22 protein-coding genes and 1 pseudogene are annotated in these 25,176 nt (G+C 64.9%); 6 read left to right on the forward strand and 17 right to left on the reverse strand.

What is annotated here, in order from left to right; all coding sequences use genetic code 11:
- Together AC1D14_RS20940 and AC1D14_RS20945 are read left to right on the forward strand one after the other, a co-directional pair.
- On the forward strand, positions 1–419 hold a 419-nt coding region (locus AC1D14_RS20940), incomplete at its 5' end, for an HNH endonuclease signature motif containing protein (RefSeq protein WP_476969123.1).
- 513 nt (positions 420–932) lie between these two features.
- Positions 933–1,562: pseudogene (locus AC1D14_RS20945) on the forward strand (YqjF family protein); the annotation flags it as partial.
- Positions 1,563–1,599: 37 nt separating this feature from the next.
- On the opposite strand, the gene AC1D14_RS20950 reads toward AC1D14_RS20945, so the two are convergent.
- The 3 genes from AC1D14_RS20950 to AC1D14_RS20960 form a co-directional block, all read right to left on the reverse strand.
- The gene (locus tag AC1D14_RS20950; RefSeq protein ID WP_230121470.1) at positions 1,600–1,920 is read right to left on the reverse strand and encodes a hypothetical protein; all 321 of its coding nucleotides are present in this window, start codon (positions 1,918–1,920) and stop codon (positions 1,600–1,602) included.
- A 427-nt stretch (positions 1,921–2,347) separates the two neighbouring features.
- Positions 2,348–4,222 carry a gamma-glutamyltransferase family protein gene (locus AC1D14_RS20955; RefSeq protein ID WP_230121471.1) on the reverse strand — a complete coding sequence of 625 codons (1,875 nt, stop codon included), beginning with the start codon at positions 4,220–4,222 and terminating at the stop codon, positions 2,348–2,350.
- 147 nt (positions 4,223–4,369) lie between these two features.
- Positions 4,370–7,096 (reverse strand): Tex family protein, encoded by a 2,727-nt coding sequence (locus AC1D14_RS20960; protein ID WP_476969131.1) that lies wholly within the window; start codon positions 7,094–7,096, stop codon positions 4,370–4,372.
- Positions 7,097–7,324: 228 nt separating this feature from the next.
- Between AC1D14_RS20960 and AC1D14_RS20965 the strand changes: the two genes are divergently transcribed.
- Entirely contained in the window at positions 7,325–7,621 is a 297-nt protein-coding gene (locus tag AC1D14_RS20965; protein WP_230120623.1) for a hypothetical protein, read from the forward strand.
- A gap of 57 nt (positions 7,622–7,678) precedes the next feature.
- Here AC1D14_RS20965 and AC1D14_RS20970 read toward each other — a convergent pair whose 3' ends face one another.
- The 13 genes from AC1D14_RS20970 to AC1D14_RS21030 all read right to left on the reverse strand — a co-directional run bounded on the left by AC1D14_RS20970 (position 7,679) and on the right by AC1D14_RS21030 (position 21,476).
- The gene (locus tag AC1D14_RS20970) at positions 7,679–8,602 is read right to left on the reverse strand and encodes a triose-phosphate isomerase family protein (protein WP_230120625.1); all 924 of its coding nucleotides are present in this window, start codon (positions 8,600–8,602) and stop codon (positions 7,679–7,681) included.
- A gap of 57 nt (positions 8,603–8,659) precedes the next feature.
- Positions 8,660–10,015 (reverse strand): MFS transporter, encoded by a 1,356-nt coding sequence (locus AC1D14_RS20975; RefSeq protein ID WP_230120627.1) that lies wholly within the window; start codon positions 10,013–10,015, stop codon positions 8,660–8,662.
- A gap of 90 nt (positions 10,016–10,105) precedes the next feature.
- Entirely contained in the window at positions 10,106–10,297 is a 192-nt protein-coding gene (locus tag AC1D14_RS20980) for a hypothetical protein (protein ID WP_230120629.1), read from the reverse strand.
- 11 nt (positions 10,298–10,308) lie between these two features.
- A complete protein-coding gene (locus AC1D14_RS20985; protein WP_230120631.1) occupies positions 10,309–11,076 on the reverse strand; it encodes an SDR family NAD(P)-dependent oxidoreductase in 768 nt (255 codons plus the stop codon).
- A 93-nt stretch (positions 11,077–11,169) separates the two neighbouring features.
- Complete coding sequence (locus tag AC1D14_RS20990) at positions 11,170–12,138, reverse strand: 3-hydroxyacyl-CoA dehydrogenase family protein (protein ID WP_230120633.1); 969 nt, start codon at positions 12,136–12,138, stop codon at positions 11,170–11,172.
- Positions 12,139–12,140: 2 nt separating this feature from the next.
- Positions 12,141–12,623 carry a ribose-5-phosphate isomerase gene (locus tag AC1D14_RS20995; protein ID WP_230120635.1) on the reverse strand — a complete coding sequence of 161 codons (483 nt, stop codon included), beginning with the start codon at positions 12,621–12,623 and terminating at the stop codon, positions 12,141–12,143.
- On the reverse strand, positions 12,620–14,395 hold the full coding sequence (dhaL, locus tag AC1D14_RS21000) for a dihydroxyacetone kinase subunit DhaL (RefSeq protein WP_230120636.1): 1,776 nt from the start codon (positions 14,393–14,395) through the stop codon (positions 12,620–12,622). Before dhaL ends, AC1D14_RS20995 begins: the two co-directional genes overlap by 4 nt.
- 153 nt (positions 14,396–14,548) lie before the next feature.
- Positions 14,549–15,553 carry a sugar phosphate isomerase/epimerase family protein gene (locus AC1D14_RS21005; RefSeq protein ID WP_476969124.1) on the reverse strand — a complete coding sequence of 335 codons (1,005 nt, stop codon included), beginning with the start codon at positions 15,551–15,553 and terminating at the stop codon, positions 14,549–14,551.
- 240 nt (positions 15,554–15,793) lie between these two features.
- Positions 15,794–16,528 carry a GntR family transcriptional regulator gene (locus AC1D14_RS21010; RefSeq protein WP_230120640.1) on the reverse strand — a complete coding sequence of 245 codons (735 nt, stop codon included), beginning with the start codon at positions 16,526–16,528 and terminating at the stop codon, positions 15,794–15,796.
- Between the two features lie 122 nt (positions 16,529–16,650).
- On the reverse strand, positions 16,651–17,724 hold the full coding sequence (locus AC1D14_RS21015; RefSeq protein ID WP_230120642.1) for an alkene reductase: 1,074 nt from the start codon (positions 17,722–17,724) through the stop codon (positions 16,651–16,653).
- Between the two features lie 178 nt (positions 17,725–17,902).
- Positions 17,903–18,847, reverse strand: coding sequence for a hypothetical protein (locus AC1D14_RS21020; RefSeq protein ID WP_476969125.1), 945 nt, complete (start codon positions 18,845–18,847; stop codon positions 17,903–17,905).
- A gap of 9 nt (positions 18,848–18,856) precedes the next feature.
- Entirely contained in the window at positions 18,857–19,522 is a 666-nt protein-coding gene (locus AC1D14_RS21025) for a DUF6318 family protein (protein ID WP_476969126.1), read from the reverse strand.
- A gap of 229 nt (positions 19,523–19,751) precedes the next feature.
- Positions 19,752–21,476 carry a purine-cytosine permease family protein gene (locus AC1D14_RS21030; RefSeq protein ID WP_476969127.1) on the reverse strand — a complete coding sequence of 575 codons (1,725 nt, stop codon included), beginning with the start codon at positions 21,474–21,476 and terminating at the stop codon, positions 19,752–19,754.
- A gap of 252 nt (positions 21,477–21,728) precedes the next feature.
- Here AC1D14_RS21030 and AC1D14_RS21035 point away from each other — a divergent pair, with 252 nt between their 5' ends.
- Together AC1D14_RS21035 and AC1D14_RS21040 are read left to right on the forward strand one after the other, a co-directional pair.
- A complete protein-coding gene (locus AC1D14_RS21035; protein WP_230120648.1) occupies positions 21,729–22,163 on the forward strand; it encodes a pyridoxamine 5'-phosphate oxidase family protein in 435 nt (144 codons plus the stop codon).
- A gap of 28 nt (positions 22,164–22,191) precedes the next feature.
- The gene (locus AC1D14_RS21040) at positions 22,192–22,620 is read left to right on the forward strand and encodes a very short patch repair endonuclease (protein WP_230120650.1); all 429 of its coding nucleotides are present in this window, start codon (positions 22,192–22,194) and stop codon (positions 22,618–22,620) included.
- 18 nt (positions 22,621–22,638) lie between these two features.
- Here the strand turns inward: AC1D14_RS21040 and AC1D14_RS21045 are convergent, their stop codons facing one another.
- Positions 22,639–23,397 (reverse strand): response regulator transcription factor, encoded by a 759-nt coding sequence (locus tag AC1D14_RS21045; protein WP_230120651.1) that lies wholly within the window; start codon positions 23,395–23,397, stop codon positions 22,639–22,641.
- Between the two features lie 99 nt (positions 23,398–23,496).
- Here AC1D14_RS21045 and AC1D14_RS21050 point away from each other — a divergent pair, with 99 nt between their 5' ends.
- Positions 23,497–25,164: a sensor histidine kinase gene (locus AC1D14_RS21050; RefSeq protein WP_476969128.1), complete on the forward strand. Its 1,668-nt coding sequence runs from the start codon at positions 23,497–23,499 to the stop codon at positions 25,162–25,164.
- The last annotated feature ends 12 nt before the right edge of the window (positions 25,165–25,176 follow it).

Below are 25,176 nucleotides of genomic sequence, written 5' to 3' on the forward strand. Positions count from 1 at the left end.
GGACCGGGACGTTCGCCTTCACCGGCCCCGTCACCCCCGCCACCGTCCGCAAGATCGCCTGCGACGCCGACATCATCCCCATCCTCCTCGGCAGCCAAGGCCGCATCCTGGACATCGGCCGCACCACCCGGATCTTCCCACCCCACCTCCGCAAAGCCCTCACCGCCCGCGACCAAGGCTGCGCCTTCCCCACCTGCACCATCCCCGCCCCCTGGTGCGAAGCCCACCACACCACCTACTGGTCACACGGCGGACCCACCAACACCGACAACGGCGTCCTCCTCTGCACCCACCACCACCACCTCATCCACAAAGAACAATGGCAAATCCACATCACCACCGGCATCCCCTGGTTCATCCCCCCACCCCACATCGACCCCACCCAAAAACCCCGACGCAACCACCACCACCGAACATAAAACGACCACCCACCCGCGATGACCTCGCAGGCAGGCCCCGGACACGACACTCCGGCTCGGGTCGTACGGGCAGCGATCCCGGCGGACGATATCAGGGCGCGCAGGCGATCGCCGCGCACAGTCGCACAGTTGGATGGTCACGCGTTGACCTGCGTCAGCGCTGGTCCGGCGTGGGATCCCGGGGAAGGACTGTCTTGCAGCGTGGCCATCCCGTCGATGCGGTCAGCCCACGAAGCACCTGTTTGGCCTGACAGACGCTGATCGACTGAACACCAGGGCGCGGGTATCGGCCACCGCGGGTCGCCCCGGAGCCCCGGCGTTGCGGCGTCTTTGCTGCCGGGCCTCGAGAATGACCCCGGTGGTCCATCTCCGTGGTTTCCGCTTCGTCGCCAAATGACAGACACCTTCCTCACCTTGTCCGCCGCGGTTAGGCTCGGCGCATGACGGCAACAGGGTCGGGTCCATCAGAGCCGCACCGCGGCGACAAGGGAAGGCGGGCAGCACTGGCGGCTCCCCGAGGCAGCGGCCGCCGCGAAGATGCCCCCTGGGGTGCTCCCGGATGTCTTCGACGGTTCATCGTGGGTGGGTCTTGTCGCGTTCCGGATGCAGGGCGCGAGCCTCGGACGCGGCCCGGCGGTGCCGTACTTCGGAGATTTCACCGAGGTCAACGTCCGGCTGTACTCGTGCGAACCAGGCGGAAGGCGGGGAGTTGTCTTCCTGAGTTTGGATGCATCACGCTTCGCCGTGCTGTTAGCTGCGCGAGCAGTCGGGATTCCGTACGTGTGGTCGCACGCCCACGTCAAGCCGGGACTAGGGCCAGACCCCGCCATTGGATATTCAGTCCGCAGATTCCGGCACGGTGCCGAGACCGACTTTGCAGTCACCCCTGACCTGAGCAATCAAACAGCCGATCCGCTGGCCATCCATCTGACTGCGCGTTTCGGGCTTCACACGCGCTTACTCGGACGCACCATTTATGTGCCCAACACCCATACCCCCTGGCCGCTACACCGGGCCAAGCTCACCGTGCTGGACGACCAACTCGTTGCGGCCGCCGGCATAACCGTTTCGGGAACACCCGAGTCTGTCTTATTCTCCCCAGGTGTCGGCACTAGGTTCGGGCTTCCGAGGCCTTTGGCATGACGGCGGCGAGCCTGTGCGGACAGGATTTCAAAGCGGATTAGGAGTCCTGCCATCCACGGCCTTCCACGAAGGTGGCAACAAGCGTACCGATTCCCGCCTGAAGCGAGTTGGAAGGATCCTCGAAGAGTGATGCCTCGGTGGCCCGGCTGTGGTTGATGAGCTGCTCGGCTTCCAACTTGGCTTCCGGGACGGTTGCGCCGATGATTCCGGTCCGCGCCGGGAGTTCGGGAGTGTGCACTATTTCAGCGTCCGTCTCCGGGAGCGGGATGGTGGTCCCGGTCTGTATTTCGTCGTGCGGGAACTCAAATTCGGCGTTATCCGGGCCAGCGGGAACGGTGTACTCCAGGAAGTAAGTCATCTTCCTACCCTTGCAGAAAGCCCGCAGGCCGGAAACCCCGCCACACCAGCGAGGATTGAAGTCTCGCAGCCCCTCCGACCAACTGCCCGACGGGCTTCCCCCGCTACCACTGACGATACGAACCCATCCCAGGGCCGCTGATCCCGTCGAAGTCCAGCAGAAAACAAAGCTAAGCGACCATCACTGACGACGCTTGGATGAGCATCAATGCAGTCACGCCGGGACGCCAAAGAATCCAAGCAACGATTATCGCAACGACGACAACGACCATCAGCAAGGCCGTAGCTAGGATTGCACGCGGCTTCATGGGCGAAGCCGTAGCTCCCAGACTTGTCTATGGGAACACCCTCCCCGGCAGCAGCGTCCGGAGTGCAGGCAAACGGCATGGTCAAGGTTCAAAGGCTGACCTGCCGCGCGCTCCGGGGCCTTACCGCCCCGCCGCGTAACCCTGCGCACCGCGCGGATTGGCGGCGGCCCGCAGGACCCCGGTCGCCGGATCGCGTTCGACGGCGGACAGCCGTCCCAGTGTCCAGTCACCGGCGCGGGTGATCCGGTGCCCCCTTCGCTCAAGTCCCGCTATTAGCTCGCCGCCGAGCCGGTCCTCGACGACGGCTCCGCCTGGTACCCACGTGCGGGGCCAGAATGAACCGGGCATCGACGTCGTATGGAACGCCGGCGCGTCGATCGCCTGCTGCGGCGAGTAGCCGCCGACTATAGTCCTCAGCAGATACAGGAGCTGCCACTGGTCCTGCTGGTCTCCGCCTGGCGAACCCAGCGCTGTGACCGCAACGCCGTCACGCAGCACCAGGGTTGGCGTAAGGGTGGTGCGCGGCCGTTTGCCCGGAGTCAGCGTGGACGGCGTTCCGGGTTCAAGCCACGTCATCTGCAGCCGCGTCCCCAGGCAAAAGCCAAGTTCTGGAATTGCCGGCGAAGACTGCAGCCAGCCGCCTGACGGAGTGGCGGAGACCATGTTCCCCCAGCGGTCCACGACGTCGATGTGGCATGTATCGCCGCGCGTTTCCCCAGTTGGAGTAACCGTCGGCTCGCCGGCTCCGGCAGCGGCACCGAAGGCGGCAGCACCGCGGTTGGGGCGAGAACCGCCGTCGTCATTGCCCTGCGACGGCGGCGCGTACTCAGTACGCAGCGCCGGGATGTACGGCTCCCGGCCCGGAACCTGGCCCGGCCGGAATTCGTGGGAGGCGTTCTCGGTGATCAGTTCCCGGCGCCGAGCAGCGTATTCAGCAGAGAGCAGGTAGTCCAACGGCACGTCGGCATCGCCGTAGTACGCCTCCCGGTCGGCGAGCGCCAGCTTCTGGGCCTCAAGAATTGTGTGGGCCCCGAGTTCGGTGCACGGATCGAGGTACTCGTCGTCCAATCCCTCAAGGATTGCCAGGGTCTGCAGCAGCGCCGGGCCCTGACCCCAGGCCCCGGTCTTGGCGATCGTGTGGCCGCGGAATTCAAGAGCGGTGGCCTCTTCGTAGCTCGCGCGGAATCCGGCCATGTCGGCCATGGTCAGGACGCCGCTGTGATCGGTGCCCGATGAGTGGCGGTGCGGTGTCTGCACAGCCTTGGCGATAATCCGGGCAACGAAACCCTCGCTCCATTCGCGCCGGGCAGCATCGATCCGCGCCTCGCGGGTGTGGGCATCGGCTTCACCGACGGCCTCGCCAATGCCTGCTCCGGCCTGAACCAGCTTCTGCAAGGTGCGGGCATGGGCGGGATTCCGGATCAGCTGGCCCTCTTCCGGGATCCGCCCCTCCGGCATCCACAGGTCAGCGGACGTTGGCCAGTGGCGGCGGAACAGCTCCGACACGGCGGAGATGGTGGCGCCAACCCGGGCCAGGACAGGGTGCCCGTCACGCGCGTACGCGATCGCGAAGTCCAGCACCTCCGCCAGTTCCCACGTCCCATGGTCCCGCAGGAGCAAGAGCCACGCGTCGACGGCGCCAGGAACCGCTGCGGCCAGCGCACCGGAGCCCGGCACGAGTTCCAGTCCTTCGCCCACGTAATGCTGCACGGTGGCTCCTGCCGGCGCCGGGCCCTGCCCCATCAACACCACGGGCCTGCCCGGGTTCTCGGCCGTGCTGAACACACCGGCCATATCACCGCCGGGGCCGTTGAGGTGGGGTTCCACCACGTGCAGCACAAAGGCTGCCGCCGTGGCGGCATCGAAGGCGTTGCCTCCCCGTTCGAGCACCGACTGTGCCGTGGCCGTGGCCAGCCAGTGCGTCGACGCCGCCATCCCGAAGGTGCCCTGGAGGGTGGGACGGGTGGTAAACGGATCCGGCCTCGTGAAACTCATGCAGCTACTGTAGGCATCCGCTTCCGCGCTACCGGGGACACCGCGCCCACGACACGGACCAGGCTCTAATCCCGGACTCCCCTTCCTGGCCGCCCAACGCGTTGTCTCCCGGCTGGTGGCGCCGCGCCGAGACTCCTGGTTCTGGCACTATTTTCCGAGCCCGGCCCTCCTGAGCGCTTCTGCCATCGCGGCATTAGCGGGCGCCGGCTTCGCTGTGGCGGGCTTCGCCGTGCCGGGCTTTGCTGTGCCTGGCTTAGCTGTGCCGGTCTTGGCTGTGCCGGAAGTGCCTTTGCGTTCGCCTGACGTGGCACGCCGCGCTGCGTCGCGCGCACCACCCTCGCTCTGGTTGCCTTGTCCGCCTTGCCTGCCCTGCCCGCCCTGGGCACTCCGGGCACCTCGCTGATTCGAGCCGCGCTCCATCGCATCCCGACGAGCAGAATCGTCCGAGCCACCCGTGCCTCGGCCTGCGGGACCGCGACCACCGGAAGGTGCCGCTTCGTCGTCGAGCCTCAAGGTCAACGAAATCCGCTTCCGTTCCGGGTCGGCTTCGAGCACCTTCACTCGCACCACCTGGCCCGATTTCACCACTTCCCGCGGGTCGGACACGAACCGGTTGGCCAGAGCAGAAACATGCACCAGCCCGTCCTGATGCACTCCCACGTCCACGAACGCGCCGAATGCCGCAACATTGGTGACCGTTCCCTCGAGCACCATGCCCGGCTTGAGGTCCGAGATCTTCTCGATGCCCTCCGAGAACGCGGCAGCCTTGAACGCCGGACGCGGATCGCGGCCCGGCTTGTCCAGCTCGGCAATGATGTCCCGGACCGTCGGCAGCCCGAATGTGCCGTCCACGAACTCCTGCGGATTGATCTCACTGAGGCCCAGGGCACCGGCCCCGGCTGGCCCAGCATTGGCTGGTGCCCCAGTCCTGCCGGATGCGGCACCCCCGGCAGCCGCCATAATCTTCCGGGCCACAGGGTATGCCTCGGGGTGAACACTGGACGCATCCAGCGGCTCCGCTCCGCCGGTGATCCGGAGGAACCCGGCGCACTGCTCGAACGCCTTCGCCCCGAGCCGCGGAACCTTCTTCAGCTCGCTGCGCTTAGCGAACGGGCCATGCTCGTTCCGGTAGGCCACGATGTTCTCGCTCAGCAACGGGCCGACGCCCGCCACCCGGCTCAACAGCGCGGGCGACGCGGTATTCACGTCCACGCCCACCGCGTTCACGCAGTCCTCCACCACGGCATCCAGGCTGCGGTCCAGTTTGGCGGCCGTGACGTCGTGCTGGTACTGCCCGACGCCGATCGATTTAGGATCGATCTTCACCAGTTCAGCCAGCGGGTCCTGCAGCCGGCGCGCAATCGAGACCGCCCCGCGGAGGGACACGTCCATGCCCGGCAGTTCGGCCGCCGCGAGAGCTGACGCCGAATACACCGACGCCCCTGCCTCGGACACCACCAGCTTCTGCGGCTTCGGTACTGCACCGGTCGCAGCGCCCGAACCCGTCGCGGGACCCGAACCCGTCGCAGCGCCGGAACCCGTTGCAGCGCCCGAACCGGGCCGCGGCCCCGAACCCGCTCCGGAAGCCCCGGCCACTGTGGCGGACAGTCTCTTGAGGAGTTCGGCAGCAAGCTTGTCCGTCTCGCGGGACGCCGTGCCGTTGCCGATCGCCACGAGTTCGACGGCGTGCTTCCACGCCAGCCGTTCAAGCGTGGCCAGGGCTTCGTCCCACTTGCGTGCCGGTGCGTGCGGATACACCGTGTCGGTGGCCACCACCTTGCCGGTCCCGTCCACGACGGCCACCTTCACGCCGGTCCGCAGCCCCGGGTCCAGACCCAGGGTGGCGCGGTTGCCGGCCGGCGCCGCGAGCAGCACGTCGCGCAGGTTCGCGGCGAAGACGCGAACGGCCTCGTCCTCCGCGGCGGCAAACATCCGCCCGCGCAGGTCCGCCGTCAGCCGGGCGAGTACGCGCGAGCGCCACGCCACCTGCGCCGTCTGCAGGAGCCAGGCGTCGGCGGGCCGGCCGCGGTCCGCAACCCCGAGGAACCTGGCCACGGCGGACTCGTAACGGGCGCGCGCCGCGGCGAGCGCGTCGTCGTCGGCCGGGTCCGCCTCGGTGAGGTCGAGCTCCAGCACGCCGTCCTTCTCCCCGCGCAGCAGCGCGAGAACGCGGTGCGACGGCATCCCGGTGGGCGCCTGGGAGAACTCGAAGTAGTCCGCAAACTTCTGGCCTTCGGTCTCCTTGCCCTTCTTGACCCGCGAGACCATCCGGCCCTGCGTCCACAACCGCTCGCGCAGGGTCTCGGCGAGATCGGGATCCTGCGCCACCCGCTCCACGAGGATGGCGCGGGCGCCTGCGAGCGCGGCTGAGGCGTCGTCAACGGCGTGCTCGGCGTTCAGGTATTTCACGGCCTCCCGCTCCGGATCCAGTTCGGGGCGTTTCAGCAGCGCATCGGCCAGCGGCTCCAGTCCGGCCTCCCGCGCGATCTGCGCCTTGGTGCGGCGCTTGGATTTGAAGGGCAGGTAGATGTCCTCCAGCCTGGACTTCGTGTCCGCGGCGACGACGGCGGCCTCAAGTTCCGGGCTCAGCTTGCCCTGGGCGGCGATCGCCTCCAGGACAGCACGACGGCGGTCCTCCAATTCGCGGAGGTAGCGCAGGCGCTCGTCGAGCTCGCGGAGCTGGGTATCGTCAAGGGTGCCGGTGGCTTCCTTGCGGTACCGGGCGATGAACGGGACGGTTGAACCGCCGTCGAGCAGGTCCACGGTTGCCTTCACCTGCCAGGCCTTCACACCCAGCTCGGAGGCGATCTGGGCGGCGATGCGGCCGGCCAGGTCCTCGGGCGAGACGTTAGCTTCAGGAGTTCGTGCCCGCATTGGGGTGGGCGGGTTTGAAGAGGGTGCAGGGGCGGGCACGGATGGGTGCTGCGGGAGTTGGGTCACCACAACATTTTGCCTCACATGATCCCCTTCGGACGCGAAACCGCGGGAAAGTAGCGGCGGCGCCAGGCGGGATGCGGGTCAACCAACCGGCTCTACCCACGGCTGGGCTTAAGTGATGTAGTGACTGTAGGCAGCGGAAATCCTTCAGGTAGGCGGTGCACCATGCAGGAATTGCTCATCATTCTTCAGGACGGCTTCAATGCGGACGAAGTCGCCATCACCGTCAACGGCAAGGAAGCCCGGTACGACCGCGACGTCACCACCCGGGAGCTGTTGGGCATGGCCGAGGAAGTTTCCGTGGAGCTCCCCGCGAAGGGCGCGACGGTGGGCGTGGAAGTGACAAGCCGGAACCTCAGCGCGGAGAAGAAGCTGCACGGACGGCCGCGGAGCCTCCTCGTATCCATCGAGGACGGCCAACTGGTGCTGAGCGAAGGGACCGGCCGCGAGGCATTTCTCTAAGCCGTCCCCTTGTGCGGTTCTCAGCTGCCTAGCCCGGACTGCCGGGACTGCCGCGGGTCAGCGTGTCTTCGGCGCTGGAGTCTCCGACGAGTCCAGCGCCTCCGAGAGTGCCAGCGCCTCGTCCAGCACCTTGCCGAAGTTCGCGGCGTCGTGGGCGAACCGCCCGAGGAAGAGGCCGGAGACTCCATCGAGTGTGGGCAGCAGCCCGGGCTTCGCGGAACCGCCGTAGATTATTGGAATGTCGCTCAGCGTCCTGCCGCTTTGCTGCCGGTGGCCGGCAAGGAGAGTGCGAAGCGAACGCACGACGGCGGTCACGTACTCCGCGCCTGCAGGCTCGGCAGCGCCGATGGCCCAGACGGGTTCGTAGGCGATGACGAGGCGAGAGGCAAGATCCCAGTCTCCGCCGGCCGCGGCCTGGATCTGCCGGTACACGAACGCGGCGGCGGATTCGGAGGCAGAGGCGGATCCGGGCTCGTCGTCGGAGACGGATCCCAGGCCGCCGGGACCTCCGTTCGTCCCCGAAGCAGGCCCCTCCGCCCCCTCGCCGACGCACAGCAGCGGCGTGATGCCGGCGTCGTCCGCTGCCCTGACTTTGAGCGCAACCATGGCGTTGTCCTCACCGAAATACCGGCGTCGTTCGGCATGGCCGATCTCCACGAGGCTTACGCCGAGCTCGGCAAGGAGCGACGGCGAGACCTCGCCTGTCCACGGACCGTCCGCCCAGCCGCAGTCCTGTGCGCCGAGCAAGGCCGGCGAGCCGGCCAGGATGTCGGCGGCCGCGGGGAGCAAGGGAAAGGACGGGATCACAAACGGGACCACCCGTCCGGCCGCGAGGGCCGGACGGGCGTCCACTTCCTGGCGCAGCTCGCCCAGCCAGCGCAGGCTGTCCCGGTACCCCAGGTACATCTTGGTGCTGACACCTACGAAGATGGTGTCAGACCCGGTTCGGTCTGCGGGGCCGGCTGGGCTGGGCTGCGTCATTCTGGTTGCTGCTTTCCTTGGATGATTGCCGAGTTGCTTCTCTGGTTACTCCAGCAGTTACTTCTCGAGCAGGTCGTCAGCCTTGCTCTGGAACTTGCGCGTACCGTACATCATCACCGCGGCGAGGAACGGCAACACACCCAGCGCGTAGACGCCCATGGTTCCCGTGTCTGAGGCGGTGATCTGGTTGACCGACGTGCGCAGGATCGGGGCCACGAAGCCGCCGAGGTTGCCCAGCGAGTTGATCAGACCGATGCCGGCCGCGGCGGCGGTTCCGGTGAGGAACGCCGTCGGGTAAGACCATGCGATGGGGCCGATCGACAGGAAGCTGCAGACCGCCAGGCAAATGAACATGATGCCAAGCACCGGAAGGTGGTTGCTTCCGGCCCAGGCCGAACCGAAGATGCAGAGCCCGGTGGAGATGAAAAGCCCGGTGCCCCAGACACGTCGGCGGACCACCGTGTTGGCCGCCTTGCCAATGAAGTAGCAGGCGAAGATGCCGAAGAACCACGGGATGGCAGCCATCATTCCGACGGCGAAGCCCACCTTCTGGCCGGTCAGCTGCGCCACCTGCTGCGGCAGGTAGAACGTCACGCCGTACACGGCGATCTGCAGGCAGAAGTAAATGACGGTGAAGTACCAGACGCGGCCGTTGCGCATGGCAGCCAGCACGCCGCGTGGTCCGGATTCTTCCTTGACGTTGTCCTCAAGGGCCATGACGTCCAGAAGCGCCTTCTTTTCGCCGGTGTTGAGGAACTTGGCGTCCTGCGGGCTGTTGATCAGGAAGAAGTAGGCGGCAATACCGGCCAAAACGGCGAGCGTGCCCTCGACGAAGAACATGACCTGCCAGCCCTGGACGCCGGGAACCTGGTCGCCGATGTTGATCAGCCAGCCGGAGAGCGGTGCGCCCATCATCTGGGAGAACGGCTGGGCCAGGTAGAAGATGGCGAACATCTTGACACGGACCTTGTTGGGGAACCACGCCGCGAGGAACATGATGACGCCGGGGAAGAGCCCGGCTTCGGTGACACCCAGCAGGAACCGCAGGATGATGAACGACGTCTCGCCCTGGACGAAGGCGAAGCAGGCGGAGACGATGCCCCACGTGATGGCGATGCGGGCCAGCCAGACCTTGGCGCCGAATTTCGTCAGCAGCAGGTTGGACGGAATCTCGAACAGGGCGTAGCCGATGAAGAAGATGCCGGCCCCGAGCGCGTACGCACCGGCGGTAACGCCCTTGTCCGCACCCAGCGCTGCTTCGGCGAAGCCCACGTTGGTGCGGTCCAGGAAGGCCACAACGTAGAGAATCACCAGCATCGGCATGAGCCGGAAGGACGCCTTGGAGATGGCCGATTTCAGGACCGGCGAATCCAGCAGCTCCTTCGTAGCGGATGTTGTTGGTGTGACAGTCATTCAAACTCCTCGTTGAGTAAGTCAGTGAGCAAATCAGACGGGCAAAAACTGGTGGTGCCTTTGAGGGTGGTGCCTTATAGCTGTAAGTGCTTAGAGCGAGAACGCGATGAGCGCTACCCCGATGAGGCAGGCGAGGACGCCCACGGCGAGGTAGATCTTGCGCTCTTTGGTCCACGATGCGAACCCGGTAGGGGCGGCCACGACGGCGGCTGCAGACCGGCGGGTGGACTGGCCGCGCTGGGTGTACTGGCTGGTGCGGGTGGAACGGCTGTTCTGGGCCATGGAGGTCCTTCCTAGTGCATGTAGAGTCCGCCATCCACATTCAGCGTCTGGCCGGAGATGTATCCGGCGTCCTCGCTGATGAGGAAGGCGATGGCTGCTGCGATGTCGCGGGTGGATCCGACGCGGTTGACCACGAGGTCCTTGGTGAGTTCGTCCTTGCGTTCCTGGCTGAGCGTGCCGCCCATGATGTCGGTGTCGATGGGGCCCGGGGAGATGGCGTTGACGGTGATGTCGTACTCCCCCAGTTCGCGGGCGGTGGCGCGGGTCAGGCCGATGACGCCGGCCTTGGCCACGGAGTAGGGCGTCTTGGAGAACGTGCCGCCGCCGCGCTGGGCGGAGACGGAGGAGATGTTCACGATGCGCCCGATGCGGTTCTTGGCCATGGACTCGGCGACGCGGCGCGTGGCGTAGTGGACTCCGTTGAGGTTGATGTTCAGGACGCGGTCCCATTCGGCAGCGTCGAGTTCCAGGTACGGGACGGGCGAGCTGACCCCGGCCACGTTGGCGAGAGCCACGATCTGCGGCAGYTCGGCCTCGATCGAGTCGATCGCCGCACGGACCGACTCTTCGCTGGCTACGTTGGCACCGACGCCGTGGGCCTTCACACCGTAGTTGCCGGCGATCTCCTTGGCGGTGGACTGGCACAGGGCGTCATCGAGGTCGATGATGCCGATGTTCCAGCCCTGCTCCGCCAGGTAGTTGGCAGTGGCGCGGCCGATGCCGCGCTCCGAGACCGCGCCGGTGACAATGGCAGTGCGCGCTGACGGAAAAGTACTCATGGGTGTGCTCCTAAGAAGTTCAAGTAAGAGGGCGCGGCTCAGCCGGACCGGGCCCGCAAGTTGGGGGCCCGGTCCTATAAAAAACCGGAGGAACTAGTTGATCGGGGCCGGGCCCAGGTCTTCGATGAGCTTCTGCATGGCGACGTACGCCTTGTTGCGGTAGGCGATCAGCTCGGGGGTGCGCTCGGCCGGGACGTTGAGGAAGCCCGCCCCGGTCTTGGTGCCGAGCTTTCCTGCTTCCACGAGGTCCGTGAGGATCTTCGGTGTGGCAAAGCGCTCCGGGAAATCGGTCTGCAGGGACTTGTAGCAGAAGTTGTAGACGTCCAGGCCAGCCATGTCGGCGATGGCGAACGGTCCGAAGAACGGCAGGCGGAAGCCAAAGGTGGTGCGGACCAAAGTGTCCACGTCTTCCGCCGTCGCAATTCCCTGTTCCACGAGCTGCGCGGCTTCGTGGAACAGCGCGTACTGGAGACGGTTGAGCACGAAGCCGGTGACGTCCTTGACCACGGCGGTCTGCTTGTTGGCTGCGTGCACCAGGTCGCGGACAGCGCCCACGGTCTCGGCCGACGTTCCGGCGTGGGGGATGATCTCCACGCCCGGGATGAACGGCGACGGGTTGGAGAAGTGCACGCCCAGGAAGCGCTCCGGGTGGGCGACCGGCTCGGAGAGGTCCGCGATGGAAATCGTGGACGTGTTGGAGCCAATGATCGCGTCCGGACGGGCTGCGGCGCTGATCCGGGCGAGGGTCTGGTGCTTGATCTCGATGACCTCGGGCACGGCCTCCTCGATGAAGTCGGCGTCGGCCACGGCCTCTTCGATGTCCTTCGCAGCCCAGAGGTTCTGCTTCAGGATTTCGGTGGAACCTTCCGGAAACAGGCCGTCGGCCACAAACTGGTCGGACTCCGTGAGCAGGCGTTCGTAGTTCTTCTGCGCCACCTCGGCGGACACATCGGCCAGGGCAACGCGCGCCCCGCCCAGCGCCAGGACCTGGGCAATGCCGCCGCCCATGTACCCGGAGCCGACGACGGCGATCTTGCGTGAGCTGTTGGTTACTTCAGTCATGGTCAGTCAGCCTTCGTGTAGTCGGGTTCGTAAGAGCAGATGGCGTCCACCTTGGCCGCCGAGGATGAGTTCTCATCGAAGCGGTGTTCGAGCCACTCGCCAACGAGCTTCTTGGCGAGTTCAAGTCCGATCACACGCTGGCCCATGGTGAGGACCTGCGCGTTGTTGCTCAGCACCGAGCGTTCCACCGAGTAGCTGTCGTGCGCGGTGACGGCCCGGATTCCGGGAACCTTGTTGGCCGCAATGGCCACGCCCAGACCTGTTCCGCAGATGAGGAGTGCGCGGTCGGCTTCGCCGTCGGCCACTTTGCGAGCGGCGTTGACGGCGACGTGCGGGTACGCGGTGGAGTCGTTCGGCCCCACGCCGATGTCCAGCACGGATGCCACGCGGCTGTCGGCCTCGAGCAGCGCCTTCAGTGCTTCCTTGTATTCGACGCCAGCCTCATCGTTGCCGATGACAATGCGCCAGCCTGCGGTGTTAGTCATTTTTGTGCCCCATTTCCGGCCGCGGCGGCCATGTCGGACGTGGCCGCTTCGGAACCGGCCAGTTCAGATTGGATGTAGGTGGCGATCCGTTCGGCGATCAGTGCGAAGGACACGGCACCGGGATCGGGATGGCCCAGGCTCTTTTCAGCCAGCGGGCGGGCACGGCCCTTGAGCGGGCGGAGGTCCGCCGTCAGCCGGGCGGCTTCGGTAGCCGCGGAAGCAGCGGTGGCGAGGGCACTGCCCACGGAGGCGCCGCCGTCGGACGCTTCCCGGAACGCGTCCCGGAACGGCAGGAGGGCATCCACCATGGTCTTGTCCCCCAGTTCGGCCTTGCCGAGTTCCGTGATCGCATCGGTGAAGGCGGTCACCGCGGCAGCGGCGTCCCCGGCCGGGTAGGAGTCGCGGTTGCCCAGCGCAAGGCCGGCGGCGATCACCGCCGACCCCCACAGCGCGCCCGAGGTTCCGCCGGCGCGTTCACTCCACGCTTCCCCGGCCTGGGTGAGCACCCGCTCAACAGACGCCCCGGCTGTCGCGTTCTGCTCACCTGCAGCCAGAGCCGCGTCGACGCCGCGGCGCATGCCGATGCCGTGGTCGCCGTCGCCGGCGATGGCGTCCAGGTTGCCAAGTTCCTCTTCATGTTCGACGACGACGTCCCGCACCTGCGCGAGCACGGCGGCTGCCAGCCGGCCGAGGTCAGCGGACGCGGCGGTAGCTTTTTCCGATTCTTCAGCCATCGTGTCTTCCGCGTCCGCCAGCTCGCGGCGGGCCCGCGGTGCGAGGTTGCCCTTACGGTATGCCGGGGTGTCGGCCGGAGCCGCCCAGTACTGCTCGATCTCATCGTCCAGCCAGAGCAGGGTCAGGGACAGGCCGGACATGTCCAGGCTGGTAACCAGCTCGCCGCACTCGGGCTCCACTACGGTGAGGCCGGCGGCGTTGAGAAGCTTCTCGATCTTGCCGAACAGCAGGAACAGTTCGTCGTACTTGACGGTGCCAAGGCCGTTGACGATGGCCACCACGCGGTCGCCGGCGTCGTCGGGCTTGTCCGCCAGGAGCCGTGAGACCAGCAGTTGGGCCAGTTCGGAGGCCGTGGGCATGGGGTGCTCAGAGATGCCAGGCTCGCCGTGGATTCCCAGGCCCAGCGACATCTGGCCGGCGGGCACATGGAAGAGCGGTTCGCTGGCACCGGGCAGGGTGCAGCCGTCGAAGGCGACGCCCAGAGAGCGCGTCCGGTGGTTGGTCTTGATGGCCAGCCGTTCCACCTCGTCCAGGTTCAAGCCCGCTTCGGCAGCCGCGCCGGCCACCTTGAACACCGTGAGGTCACCGGCGATGCCGCGGCGCTTCTCGATCTGGTCCACGGGGGCGCTGGCGATGTCGTCAGTCACCAGCACGGTGCGGGTTTCGATGCCCTCAGCGTTGAGCCGCAGCTGGGCCTGGCCGAAGTGCAGGACGTCGCCTGCGTAGTTGCCGTAGCTGAGGAGCACTCCCCCGCCGGCGTTCGCGGCTTTGGCCACGCGGTAGACCTGCCCGGCGGCGGGCGAGGCGAACATGTTGCCGCAGGCCGAAGCCGCTGCCAGGCCCGGTCCCACGAGTCCGGCGAAGGCGGGGTAGTGGCCGGAGCCGCCGCCGATCACGAGGGCCACCTGGCCGGTGGGCACTTCGGTTGAGCGTACGACGCCGCCGTCCACGCGGGCAACATACCCGCGGTTGGCAGCCACAAAGCCGTCCAGCGCCTCATCCGCGAAATCAGCGGGATTGTCGAAGATCTGGGTCATGGTTCCTCATTGAATCCGAGTTGGGTTGATCAGTTCTGATGCGATCCGGCGGAGGGTGCCCACCGGAGGGCCCCGGGAAGGCAGCCGTCCGAGCGGGGCCCGACGGCCGCCGTCGGAAGTTCGGTCCCGGTGGGAACCGGGCCTCCGGGGACTTTAGGAAGTGGCGAGTTCGACGGCGGCCGGCTGCAGCCGGCCCTGCGCCACCTGGCTGGTGCCAAGCGCGTAGCCGTCCTTCTTGGGGAGGACGTGGCGGCGCAGGTAGTCCTGGTTGCTGGCCGTGACGGACAGGCCGTCGCCGCCGTAGTGCTCGGTGCAGATGATGCCCTGATAGCCAGCCGCAATGGCAACTTTGAACGCCTCGCGGTAGTTGATGAGGCCGCTTTCCATCGGAGCCGGCATGGCGACGTAGCTGTCGCGGGCCACATCCTCGTCACGGATGTAGTTCTTCATGTGCCAGTAGTTCGAATACGGCATGGTCTTGGCCACCAATTCGCGCCAGTCCTCGATGGGACGGTGCAGGCGGATCAGGTTTCCGATGTCCGGGTTGAGCCCGACGTTGGTCAGGCCGATGTCCTGCACCAGCTGCACGGAGGAGTCCGCGGTGCCGAGGTAGGTGTCCTCGTACATCTCGAGCGAGAGGAGAACGCCTACCTCTGCCGCGTGGCGGCCCAGTTCGCGGAACCGCGTGACGGCGTTGCTCCAGGCTTCCTTGTCCCCTACCGGATCCTTATAGCCTTCAACGGTCCAGAACCACAGCTGCTTCTGCTGCTCCGGGGTGATTGCCTGGTGCAGGCCGAAGGAAACCACTTCGCAGCCGAGCTCGGCGGCGGCGTCGATGGTGCGGTGGCTGTACTCAAGGTTGGCTGCCCAGTTGCCCTCCTCGATGACGCTGCGGCGGATGGCGGAGATGACGGGCATGCCGATCCCCACACTCTCAGCGGTCTGCTTGAACTCCGCGAGGCGTTCCTTGCTGAGATCGCCGGGACGGACCCAGCTGTCGGTGAGGTCGGCGTTGGCGAAGCCTGCTTCCTTGACTTCGGTAAGAACCTCGGCCCAGGCGGCGGCGTCGGCGTCATTGATGTGGGTTCCCTGGGCGTCAGTGCCGGGGAACTGCAGCAGGGCTGCGGTGATGGGCCAGTTCTCAGCTGTATATGCCACGTTGTGCACTCCTTCGTGAATCCTGTTTCCTATAGGATCTACTATCCAGAGCAAGGTTGTCAAGATCACATTTACCTACGCGGGGAACAATCGAAGATCCTATAGTGAGTACCGCGGCTTGTGAAGAGGGCCACTTCCGGGCAGCCCCATGCTTTCAGAACCCCCCATCCGGCTAGCGCCCAGTGTGTCGTGTTGAGGGCCGAAACGACACCTACTGCGAGCACTGCGAGCTACACGGGATTAGTCTGCCGGGGCGTCGGCGATCGCCCGCGCGCGGACTTTCTGCACATGATCAGCCATGGCGGCTTCGGCCTTTTCGGGATCACCGGTTGAGAGTGCGTCCAGCACTGACTGGTGCTCGGCGATGGCGTTCTCCGCGTCGGTAATGCCGACGCCGCCGAAAAGCCGAAACCGCTGGACCTGCCCGCCCAGGGCCGCATAGGCGGCAACCATGAATTGGTTCCCGGTCTGTTTCGCGATCAGCTGGTGAAAGCGCTCGTCGGCTTCCAGGTAGTCCTTGTAGTCAGCAAACGACGGGCCGCGCGGGGCGGATTTCAGGTCGGCCACGGCTTCTTCGAGCTCCGCGAGCCTTTCGGGTGTGAGGCGGCTGCACGCTAGACGGGCATTGACGGGTTCGATCGCAAGCCGGGCCTCCATGAGCTCCGCGAAGTCCTCCCGCGTGAAGACGGGGGCAACGCGATAGCCTTTCAACGCCACTCTCCGGACCATCCCCGTGTGCTCCAGCCGTGCCAGGGCTTCACGGACAGGAGTAGGGGAAACGTCGAGTTCGCGCGCGGTTCCGTCGATGCTTACGGCGGCGCCGGGTTCCAGCCGTCCGTCCATGAGGGATGCCAGGAGTTCCTCGTAAACATGGTCGGCCAAAACCTGACGGTTGACGGTCCGTCCCCCTCGGCGGTCGCCGGTCTGATCGTCGGACCGGCTGCCGGCGCGGGGGCCGTTGGACGCTTTTTGCATGCTCAAATCCTATAGGGATGCATCTGCGACCGTGAGCGGCCCTTCGCTTGCCGGGTTTAGAGCGATGAAAACAGGAGAACCGCCCGGGTATCCGGGCGGTTTTCCTGTTTGCTAGCAGGTTGTTAGGCGGGCTGGTACACCGGGTAATCGGTGTACCCCTCTGCACCTTCGCCGTAGAACGTGCTCTGGTCGGGCTCGTTCACGGGCAGGCCTTCGCGCCAGCGGCGGGCGAGGTCCGGGTTGGCGATGGCCGGCCGGCCAACCACCACGGCGTCGGCATGGCCGTCTGCGACCAGGGAAACTGCTTCCTCACGGGTGGTGACGACGCCGAAGCCGGTGTTGACCAGGAAGGTGCCGTTGAAGCGGGCGCGCAGGTCCTGGACCAGCTCCCCCGCGGGTTCGTCGTGCAGGATGCTCAGGTATGCGAGGTTCAGCGGTGCGATCGTGTCGACCAGGACTTCGTAGGTTGCGCGGACGTCATCAGCGTCAGTTTCAGCGATTCCCTGGACGTTGTGCTGGGGCGAAATCCGGATTCCCACGCGGTTCGCTCCGAGCGCTTCGACAACGGCGTTCACCGTCTCTATGACGAATCGCGCCCGGTTTTCAGGAGAGCCGCCGTAGCTGTCCGTGCGCACGTTGCTGTTCGGGGCGAGGAATTCATGCAGAAGGTAACCGTTGGCAGAGTGCAGCTCCACGCCGTCGAACCCTGCTTCGATTGCGTTGAGCGACGCCGTCACGATTTCCTGCATCACCACCGGGAGCTCATCCGTGGAAAGCTCGTGCGGCACGGGGTAGGCCTGCTTGCCGGTGTAGGTGCGGGTCTCGCCCTCGATTGCAACAGCGCTGGGAGCGACAATCTGGTGGCCGCCGGTGATGTCCTCGTGGGAGACACGGCCGCCGTGCATGATCTGGGCGAACATCCGGCCGCCCTCAGCGTGGACGGCGTTCGTGACCTTTTTCCATCCGGCGATTTGCTCAGGAGTGACGATCCCTGGCTGCCCCGGGTAGGAGCGTCCTGCCGGGCTGGGGTACGTGCCTTCGCTGATGATCAGGCCAAGGGAAGCCCGCTGGCGGTAATGTTCCACCACGAGCGGTCCGGGTACGCCTTCCTTGCCGGAGCGAAGTCGGGTGAGGGGCGCCATCACGAGACGGTTGGAGAGTTCAAGTTCGCCGAGGCTCAGAGGGGAAAACAGCATGCGTGGTTCCTTTCACAATGCATTGGGTTCACCCGATGCAACTGCCAAGCGTGTGCAAGTATTCCTCATGAGGGCAGCATCACAGGAGTCGGTCACCTGAGGCACGCCGGACACACCGAAAGGCGGCCCGGCCGCGGGGGTGCCGCCGTCGTCGCCGGAGCCTCTTTCTTCCCAAGCCCTACTTGTTGCCGGCGGCAGCGCCCGGACAGCCCTGGCCGCTGGGGTTGGTGATGCAATCGTCGGCATAGTTGCGCGTCACTGAACGCCAGACGCTCACTGTTTGCGGGGCTGCACTGAACTGGCCTTGGTTGGGAATGGGGAGCGCCGGACCACCATTCACGGAGTACGTGCCCTGGAAGTAAGTAGTCAGCACGACACTGAAGTCGCCCGTTTCCGCATAGGCGTGACTCGTGCGGGTCTTCTCACCCCAGCGGTCCTGCGGCAATGGTCCGCCCATTGTGGTCATTGGGCCAAGTGAGGTCCCGTCTCCGTAGTCCCAGCGGTATTGGACAGGCTTGGCGCCAATATGAATCTTCTGCGCCAATATCGTTATGTCGAACTGCTGCTCGTCGGCACGCGCATAAAAGTTGGTCTCGGCCCCTCGAAGAGTGTGCGGGCTGGGCTGGGCCGTCGATTTTCCAGGTGTCACAGGCAGCTTGTCGAATTCTCGCTGAATGAGCGCCGCAATTCGGGGAAGCAGGTCTTCCGGGTTCTTGTCGTAGAGGCAGGTTGGGCCCCCTCCGTTGCCCGCCCACTGCGTCCACGTCGGATTCGCGATTGACCTTGGAGCCACTTTCCAGATCACAGGTACGCCCGGCTTTCCGTCGGCTCGTGGAGGGCAAGGACGTTGTCCGGCCAGGCACTTGATGGCCAAATTGCCGTCGTCCACCTGGCACTGGGGGAACGCGTTGTACTGATTTGGATCCTCACTGACGAATCCCGGAGGCGCCGGCACTATCTCGCCCGTGTCCTTGTCGAGTACCCACACGTCAGCGTTGACGCCCGAACCGCCGAAGCCAGCCGAGCCACCATAGTCCGGGCTTTCAGCAGCGGCGAAAGAAAGATTCAGCCCGAGAGTCAGGAATAGAGAAAGAATCGTGACTCCGACAATCCTGGGAAGCATTTTTGTGAACTACCTGATCAGGTGCATGTCGGAAACGCTCCATTTGCCCTGCGTGTGAGTGGCCAATACCACTACGGCGGTATTTGTCGCTGGCTCAGGGGTCCGTCCTACCGACTTGTCAGCTTGGTAATACTTAGTTACTTCCTGAATGACCTGCGCGACAACTTGCTGAGTGGGGGCGCCAGCCTTGAAACGCGCCTCGACTGAAGGCGTGGAGAGCCGACCTCCGACCTGCCAGCGACCATCTTTGTAGCCGACTGCGACGCTGGTTTGCACGTTGTTGCAGAAAGCGCACGAAGGTGCAGATAGCTTGGCCCACGCGCTCAGCTCGCCGGTTTCGTATCCGTAGTTCAACAATGAAAACCAGTACTTCGCAAACGCCTCCAGCCCTTCCTTGGAGTTCTTGTCCGCCAACGGGGGTTTGACTGGCACCGGCACGTTCTGCGCCCGGCCTTTTGCGTCGGCTGGCTTATAGACGGGAGTGGGCTTCGGCGTTGGCGAGGCACTCGGGGTGACTGACGCAGACTGAGGGGCCGAAGAAGCGGGCCCGGCGCTCGGGTCGCCGCTCTTCGGACTATCGGCGTTGCTGCAGCCGCTGAGAGCCAGGGCCGAGACGGCTAGTAAGGAAATAGCGGACAGGCGCAGGCGCCCCGAAATGGATGTACGAGAAGTCATGCGCAGCTAATCCCCCCGGATAGGTTTCAAGACGACTGTGTCCGAACAATAGTTAAAGGGTAGCCGAGGCTACACTTTCAGGCTCAAAGTTATCCACAGCCTGCGATCCCTCTGGTTTTACCACCCGCAACCCTCGGCAAAAAGTCATGAACCCGGAAAGCACATGAAAACGGGCGGGGCGCACGCTGGCGCTCCGCCCGTTTTCCCTCAGTCGAGCCCTCAAGTCCCGCTACTGCTGTGCCGGCAGCACCAGCTCCCCTGTCTTGTCAGTCGACAAGGCGAGCGAAGAAACATACTGGGGTTCGCCGTCGGGCCCGTCCAGGGCAGAGCGGACCATGTCAGGCCGCTCAAACTCCAGGCCGGTCACGTGGCAGAGGAGCCTGGCATCGCTGGGGTTCCCATCGGCATCGAACATTGGCAGGTCGATTCCATCGTCACGCCGGCGAAGGTAGTACCTCCCCTTGGTCAGCACGGCGATGACGGGCGGCAGCACCAGCGCCAAGCCCACGGCGAAGATCGGCGAGTACGGCTGGATGGCGGCGCCAAATGCTCCGAAAAACACTGCAATCGAAACACCGGCCGAGACCATCATGGACACGAAGCCCACCGGGTTTACGGCGTAAAGCATCCCGCGGCGGAACTCCGGAAGCTTGGGCGAGATCTTTAGCAGGTACTTGTTGACGGCAATGTCCGATGCGACCGTGACCACCCAGGCCATGGCGCAGTTGGCGTAGAAGCCGAGGATCGTGTTGAGGAAGTCGAACATGTTCGCCTCCATCAGGACCAGGGCGATGAGCAGGTTCACCGCCACAAAGACCATGCGGCCGGGGTACGTCTTGGTGACACGGGTAAAACTATTGGTCCAAGCCAGCGACCCGGAATACGCGTTGGTAACGTTGATCTTGATCTGGGAAATGACCACCAGCACCACAGCAAGAGTCATGGCCAGCCACCCGGGCATCATCTCCTGGTAGACGCCGAGGAACTGGTGGACCGGCTCGTTCGCGGTGGCGGAGGCGGCCGGATCGAGCTTGGCGATCAGGTAGATGGCGATAAACATGCCAACAATCTGCTTGATGGCTCCGAACATGACCCAGCCCGGCCCGGCCAGGATCACCGCGCGCCACCAGGCGCCATTGTTTTCAGCTGTCTTTGGCGGCATGAAACGCAGGTAATCGATCTGCTCGGCGATCTGGGCCATCAGCGACAAACAGACACCGGCCGCCAGCATGACTGACGCCAGGTTGGTGCCCGCTCCCCCGGATTCGCCGCTGAACGCAATGAATTCCTCCACGCTTCCCGGGTGGGAAATGAGCAGATACCCCACCGGGACCACCATGAGCAGCAGCCATAGAGGGGTGGTCCACACCTGAAGCTTGGCCAAGGTATTCATGCCATAGATGACCAGCGGAATGATGATGAGGGTGGACGCCGGATAGCCGAGCCACTGCGGAATACCCAGCCCCAATTCCAGGCCCTGGGCCATAATGGATCCCTCGAGAGCGAAGAAGATGAATGTGAACGTCGCAAAGATCACGTTGGTGACCACGGAGCCGTAATATCCAAATCCTGAGCCGCGCGTAATGAGGTCCAGGTCGATGTTGTACCGCGCCGCGTAATAAGCCAGCGGAAATCCTGTGGCGAATATGATTACTGCCGCCACGATAATTCCGAAGATTGCGTTTACCGTGCCGTAGGCAATCCCGATGTTCGCCCCAATGGAAAAGTCAGCCAGGTACGCAATTCCGCCGAGGGCGCTCGTCGCCACCACTCCCGCGCTCCACTTGCGGTAGGAACGGGGCGCGAACCTCAGGGTGTAGTCCTCCAAACTCTCCTTGGTGGCGCTCATCGCGTCAGCGTTGCCCGCCGTCGTGGTCCCGCTGAGGCCGTGCCCGACGGCGGTGCCAGCCGCCGCGGGATCGAGCAGTTCTGTGTCCCTCAGGTCATTTGTCATCAGTTATCGCTTTCGTCTGCGGTTCGTCTTTGTTGACGCTAGTCACGACGAGCGACGGTTCGGTCACGGGTCTATTTCGACGATGTTAAGGATTGGCAAGGTTCAGTGAAGCCTCCGAACAGGGCCAGAAACCTCTCGCCACGCAATCACCGCGGCCGGACATTGGTAGGACTATGGCGGATCCACGCGGACAACTGGGAAAATTGCCCCACACCCCTATCGCTTTTCTACATGGCGTAGAAGAATGGAGCCATGATGTTTACCCACGCCGACGGCGACCCCATCCTTAACCTCGACGACGAGCAGTGCTGGCAACTCCTGGAGGGTACGAGTCACGGCCGGCTGGTCGTCACCGTGGCCGGCGAGCCGGATATCTTTCCCGTCAACTATGTAACCAGCCGCAGGAAGCTCTACTTCCGCACAGCCCCCGGAAACAAGCTGGCCGAGCTGACCATCAATGACCGGGTCCTCTTCGAAACGGATGGCATCCTGTCAGACCAGGCCTGGTCTGTGGTCCTCCGAGGCACCGCGCGCGTACTGAACAAGTCCGCCGAAATTGCCGAAGCGGAGGCTCTGGGACTGGCGTCCTGGGTCCCTACGCTCAAGGACTTCTACGTCGAGATCGATCCTGGCTCCGTGAGCGGGCGGCATTTTCAGTTCGGCGAACAGCCGGAGCGGGAAATTTAGCAAGCGGCAGCAAGCCTAGACTTGAATCATGGCGGACCGGCTGACTCCTGAGCAGCGCAGCTGGAACATGTCCCGGATCAGGGGCAAGAACACCAAACCTGAGTTGCTGGTGCGCAGCCTCCTGCACGCCAAGGGCTACCGGTACCGCCTGCACGGGGCCTCCGGCAGCACCAAGCTCCCGGGAAATCCCGACCTGGTCTTCGCTGCCCGACGGAAAGTCATCTTCATCAACGGATGCTTCTGGCACTTCCACGACTGCAGGGTTGGCCAGCATGCGCCCAAGGCCAATGCCGACTTTTGGGAGACCAAAAGAACCAAGACGAGGAACCGCGACGCCGATCAGCGCCGGCTGCTCGAAAGCGCGGGTTGGGAGGTGCTCACAGTATGGGAGTGCGAACTGAAAGACCGGCCGGCCCTGGAGGAGCAGCTGGAGCAGTTCCTGGCCGGCCATTCATGATGCCTGCAGAGCGCCGCCTCAGCTTCGTTCGGGAGCCAGTCTGTAGCCCACGCCGCGGACCGTCTGGAGCCACCGCGGGTCCTGGGCGGAGTCGCCGAGTTTCTTGCGGAGGTTTCCCATGTGCACTTCTACGGACCGCTCATCAGCCTCGCTGATGTAACTTCCGACGTCGTAGGGTTCGTCCCGCAGGCGGCGCACCAGATCCGCTTTGGTGCGGACCATGCGGCCAGCCTCGAGCAGGGCATGCAGCAGATCGAATTCAGTCCGGGTCAGGCTTAGTTCCTGGCCATCCACGTCCACGGTCCGCGAGTCATAGCTCATGTTCAGCCCGTTGTGGCGGTAGCTGTTGGCGTCGTCGCCGGCCCCACCTAAAGGCGCGTTGAGATCGTCGGTGACTTCCGACGTCGAACGCGGGCGGCGCATCATGGCGGCGACGCGGGCGCGCAGCTCTCTGGGCCGGAAAGGCTTGGTGAGGTAGTCGTCGGCACCCGATTCCAAACCGATCAGGGTGTCCAGCTCCTCCGCCCGGGCAGTGAGCATCACGATGTAGGCGTCGGAAAACTGACGGATCTGCCGGGCCACTTCGAATCCGTCGATGTCGGGCAGGCCTAGGTCCAGGGTGATGACCGCCGGATCCAGCTCCTTTGCGGCGAGAACGCCTTCGGCTCCGCTGCTCGCGGCCGTCACCTCGAAGCCTGCCTGCGTCAGTACGACCCGCACCAGTTCGCGAATGTCGTGATCATCTTCAATGACCAACCCCACGCGTGTATCACCCATCGCAGCCCCCTCAGCCCGCTACATCCCGTCTGAAGTATAGCTCCCCCGATATCCTGCATGTATGCGTCTCTCTTGCCACGTCCCGATGGTCCAACGCTCATGAGCAGCCCAACCTGGAAGGATTCGTCCGGCAGGATGCTGCTCTTCAAGCGACCCTTCCATGAATACTCCCTGCGGGGCCGGGTGACCTTGAGCCAGATGCCTCTTTCTGTCACGGCGGGGCTCACGGCCTTCCTCATTCTGGCGTTCTTCCCGGAAACACTCATGAACCCGCTTTTCATCAGTTTCCTGTTGTCCCAAGGCGCCATCCTGATTCTCTGCTACGCCGTTCCGTGGGACCGATTGCCGTATCCGAGCTTCCTGGTCCTTCCGTTGTTGGACCTGGTCTCGATTGCCCTTGGCAGGGAGGGTGGCCAGGACAGCCTGACGGGAATCAGCCTGATGGCCGTCTTCCCAGTGATCTGGTTGTGCGCCTCCGGTGTGTTTCCCAAGACGGCGGTGGCCATTTCCTTCTTCGGCCCGCTGGCGATCATCTGGCTGCCGCTGGTCATCAGGGGTGATCTGTCCGGGCAGGATCTGGCCCGCTCGCTCCTGCTCCCGGTCATGATGCTGGGGATTGGCGTTTCCGTGACCGTATTGACTCTCAGCATGATCCGGCAGCAACGCGATCTGGAGGCAAAGGATAGCCAGTTGCGCGGCGTGCTGGATGGCAGCAAGCGCCAGGAACGGCTGCTCAACACCGTGCTGGATACGGTGCATCTGGGCGTGCTGGCCGTGGACGCCGACGGGCACGACATCCTGATGAACCGGAAGCAGCGCGCCCATCATCTGCTGGCCGCTCCCCCCAGCAACGACGATCCCAACGAATCACAGCTACTGGTGTTTGGCCCTGACCGGACCACTCCGGTTCCGGTGGAGCAGCGGCCCGTCCGGCGGGCCGTGCTCGGCGAGGAATTCACCGACTATCTGGTCTGGCTCGGAGCAGGCAGCGAGCAGCGGGCGATCACGACCAGCGCGCGTCCGATGAAGGACCAGGAGGGGAACTTCGCCGGTTCCGTCATCGTGTTCAGCGACGTCACCGAACTGGTCAACGCTCTGGCGGCCAAAGACGACTTCGTCGCCAACGTCTCGCACGAGTTCCGCACGCCGCTGACGTCGATCCTGGGGTACGTGGAACTGATGCTGGATGACGACGACGGCGCTCTGCCGGACTTCCAGCGCGGCCCCCTGGAGATCATCCGTCGGAACTCCGAACGGCTCCTCACACTGGTTTCGGACCTCCTTTCCAGCAGAAACGGGCAACTGATCGTCCGCCCTCAGGCCGTGGACGTGGCCGACCTTGTACGGGCGAGCGTCACCGCCGCCCTGCCGCGGGCCACGGACTCCGGCATCCAACTGCTGGCCGACGCCCCCAAGCGGCTGGAGGCGCACGTCGACTCCGCCCGGATCTCACAGGTATTGGACAACCTGGTCTCCAACGCCATCAAGTACTCGCCGGACGGGGGCGAAGTCATTGTCTCGCTGCGCTCCGAGGACGGGCGCGTGGTGTGCAGCGTCAGCGATACCGGGATGGGGATGAGCGAACAGGACCAGGAAGAGGTCTTCGCCAAGTTCTTCCGTGCGGAAGCAGTCCGCAACTCCGCAATCCCCGGTGTGGGGCTGGGGCTCTCCATCAGCAAGGCCATCGTGGAGGCCCACGGCGGCAACGTCTCGCTGAGCAGCGAGGTGGGGGCAGGCACCACGTTTACGTTTGCTCTCCCGGCCTGACACTCAGGCCTG

The sequence above is a fragment of the Arthrobacter sp. P1_B11 genome (assembly GCF_056406715.1).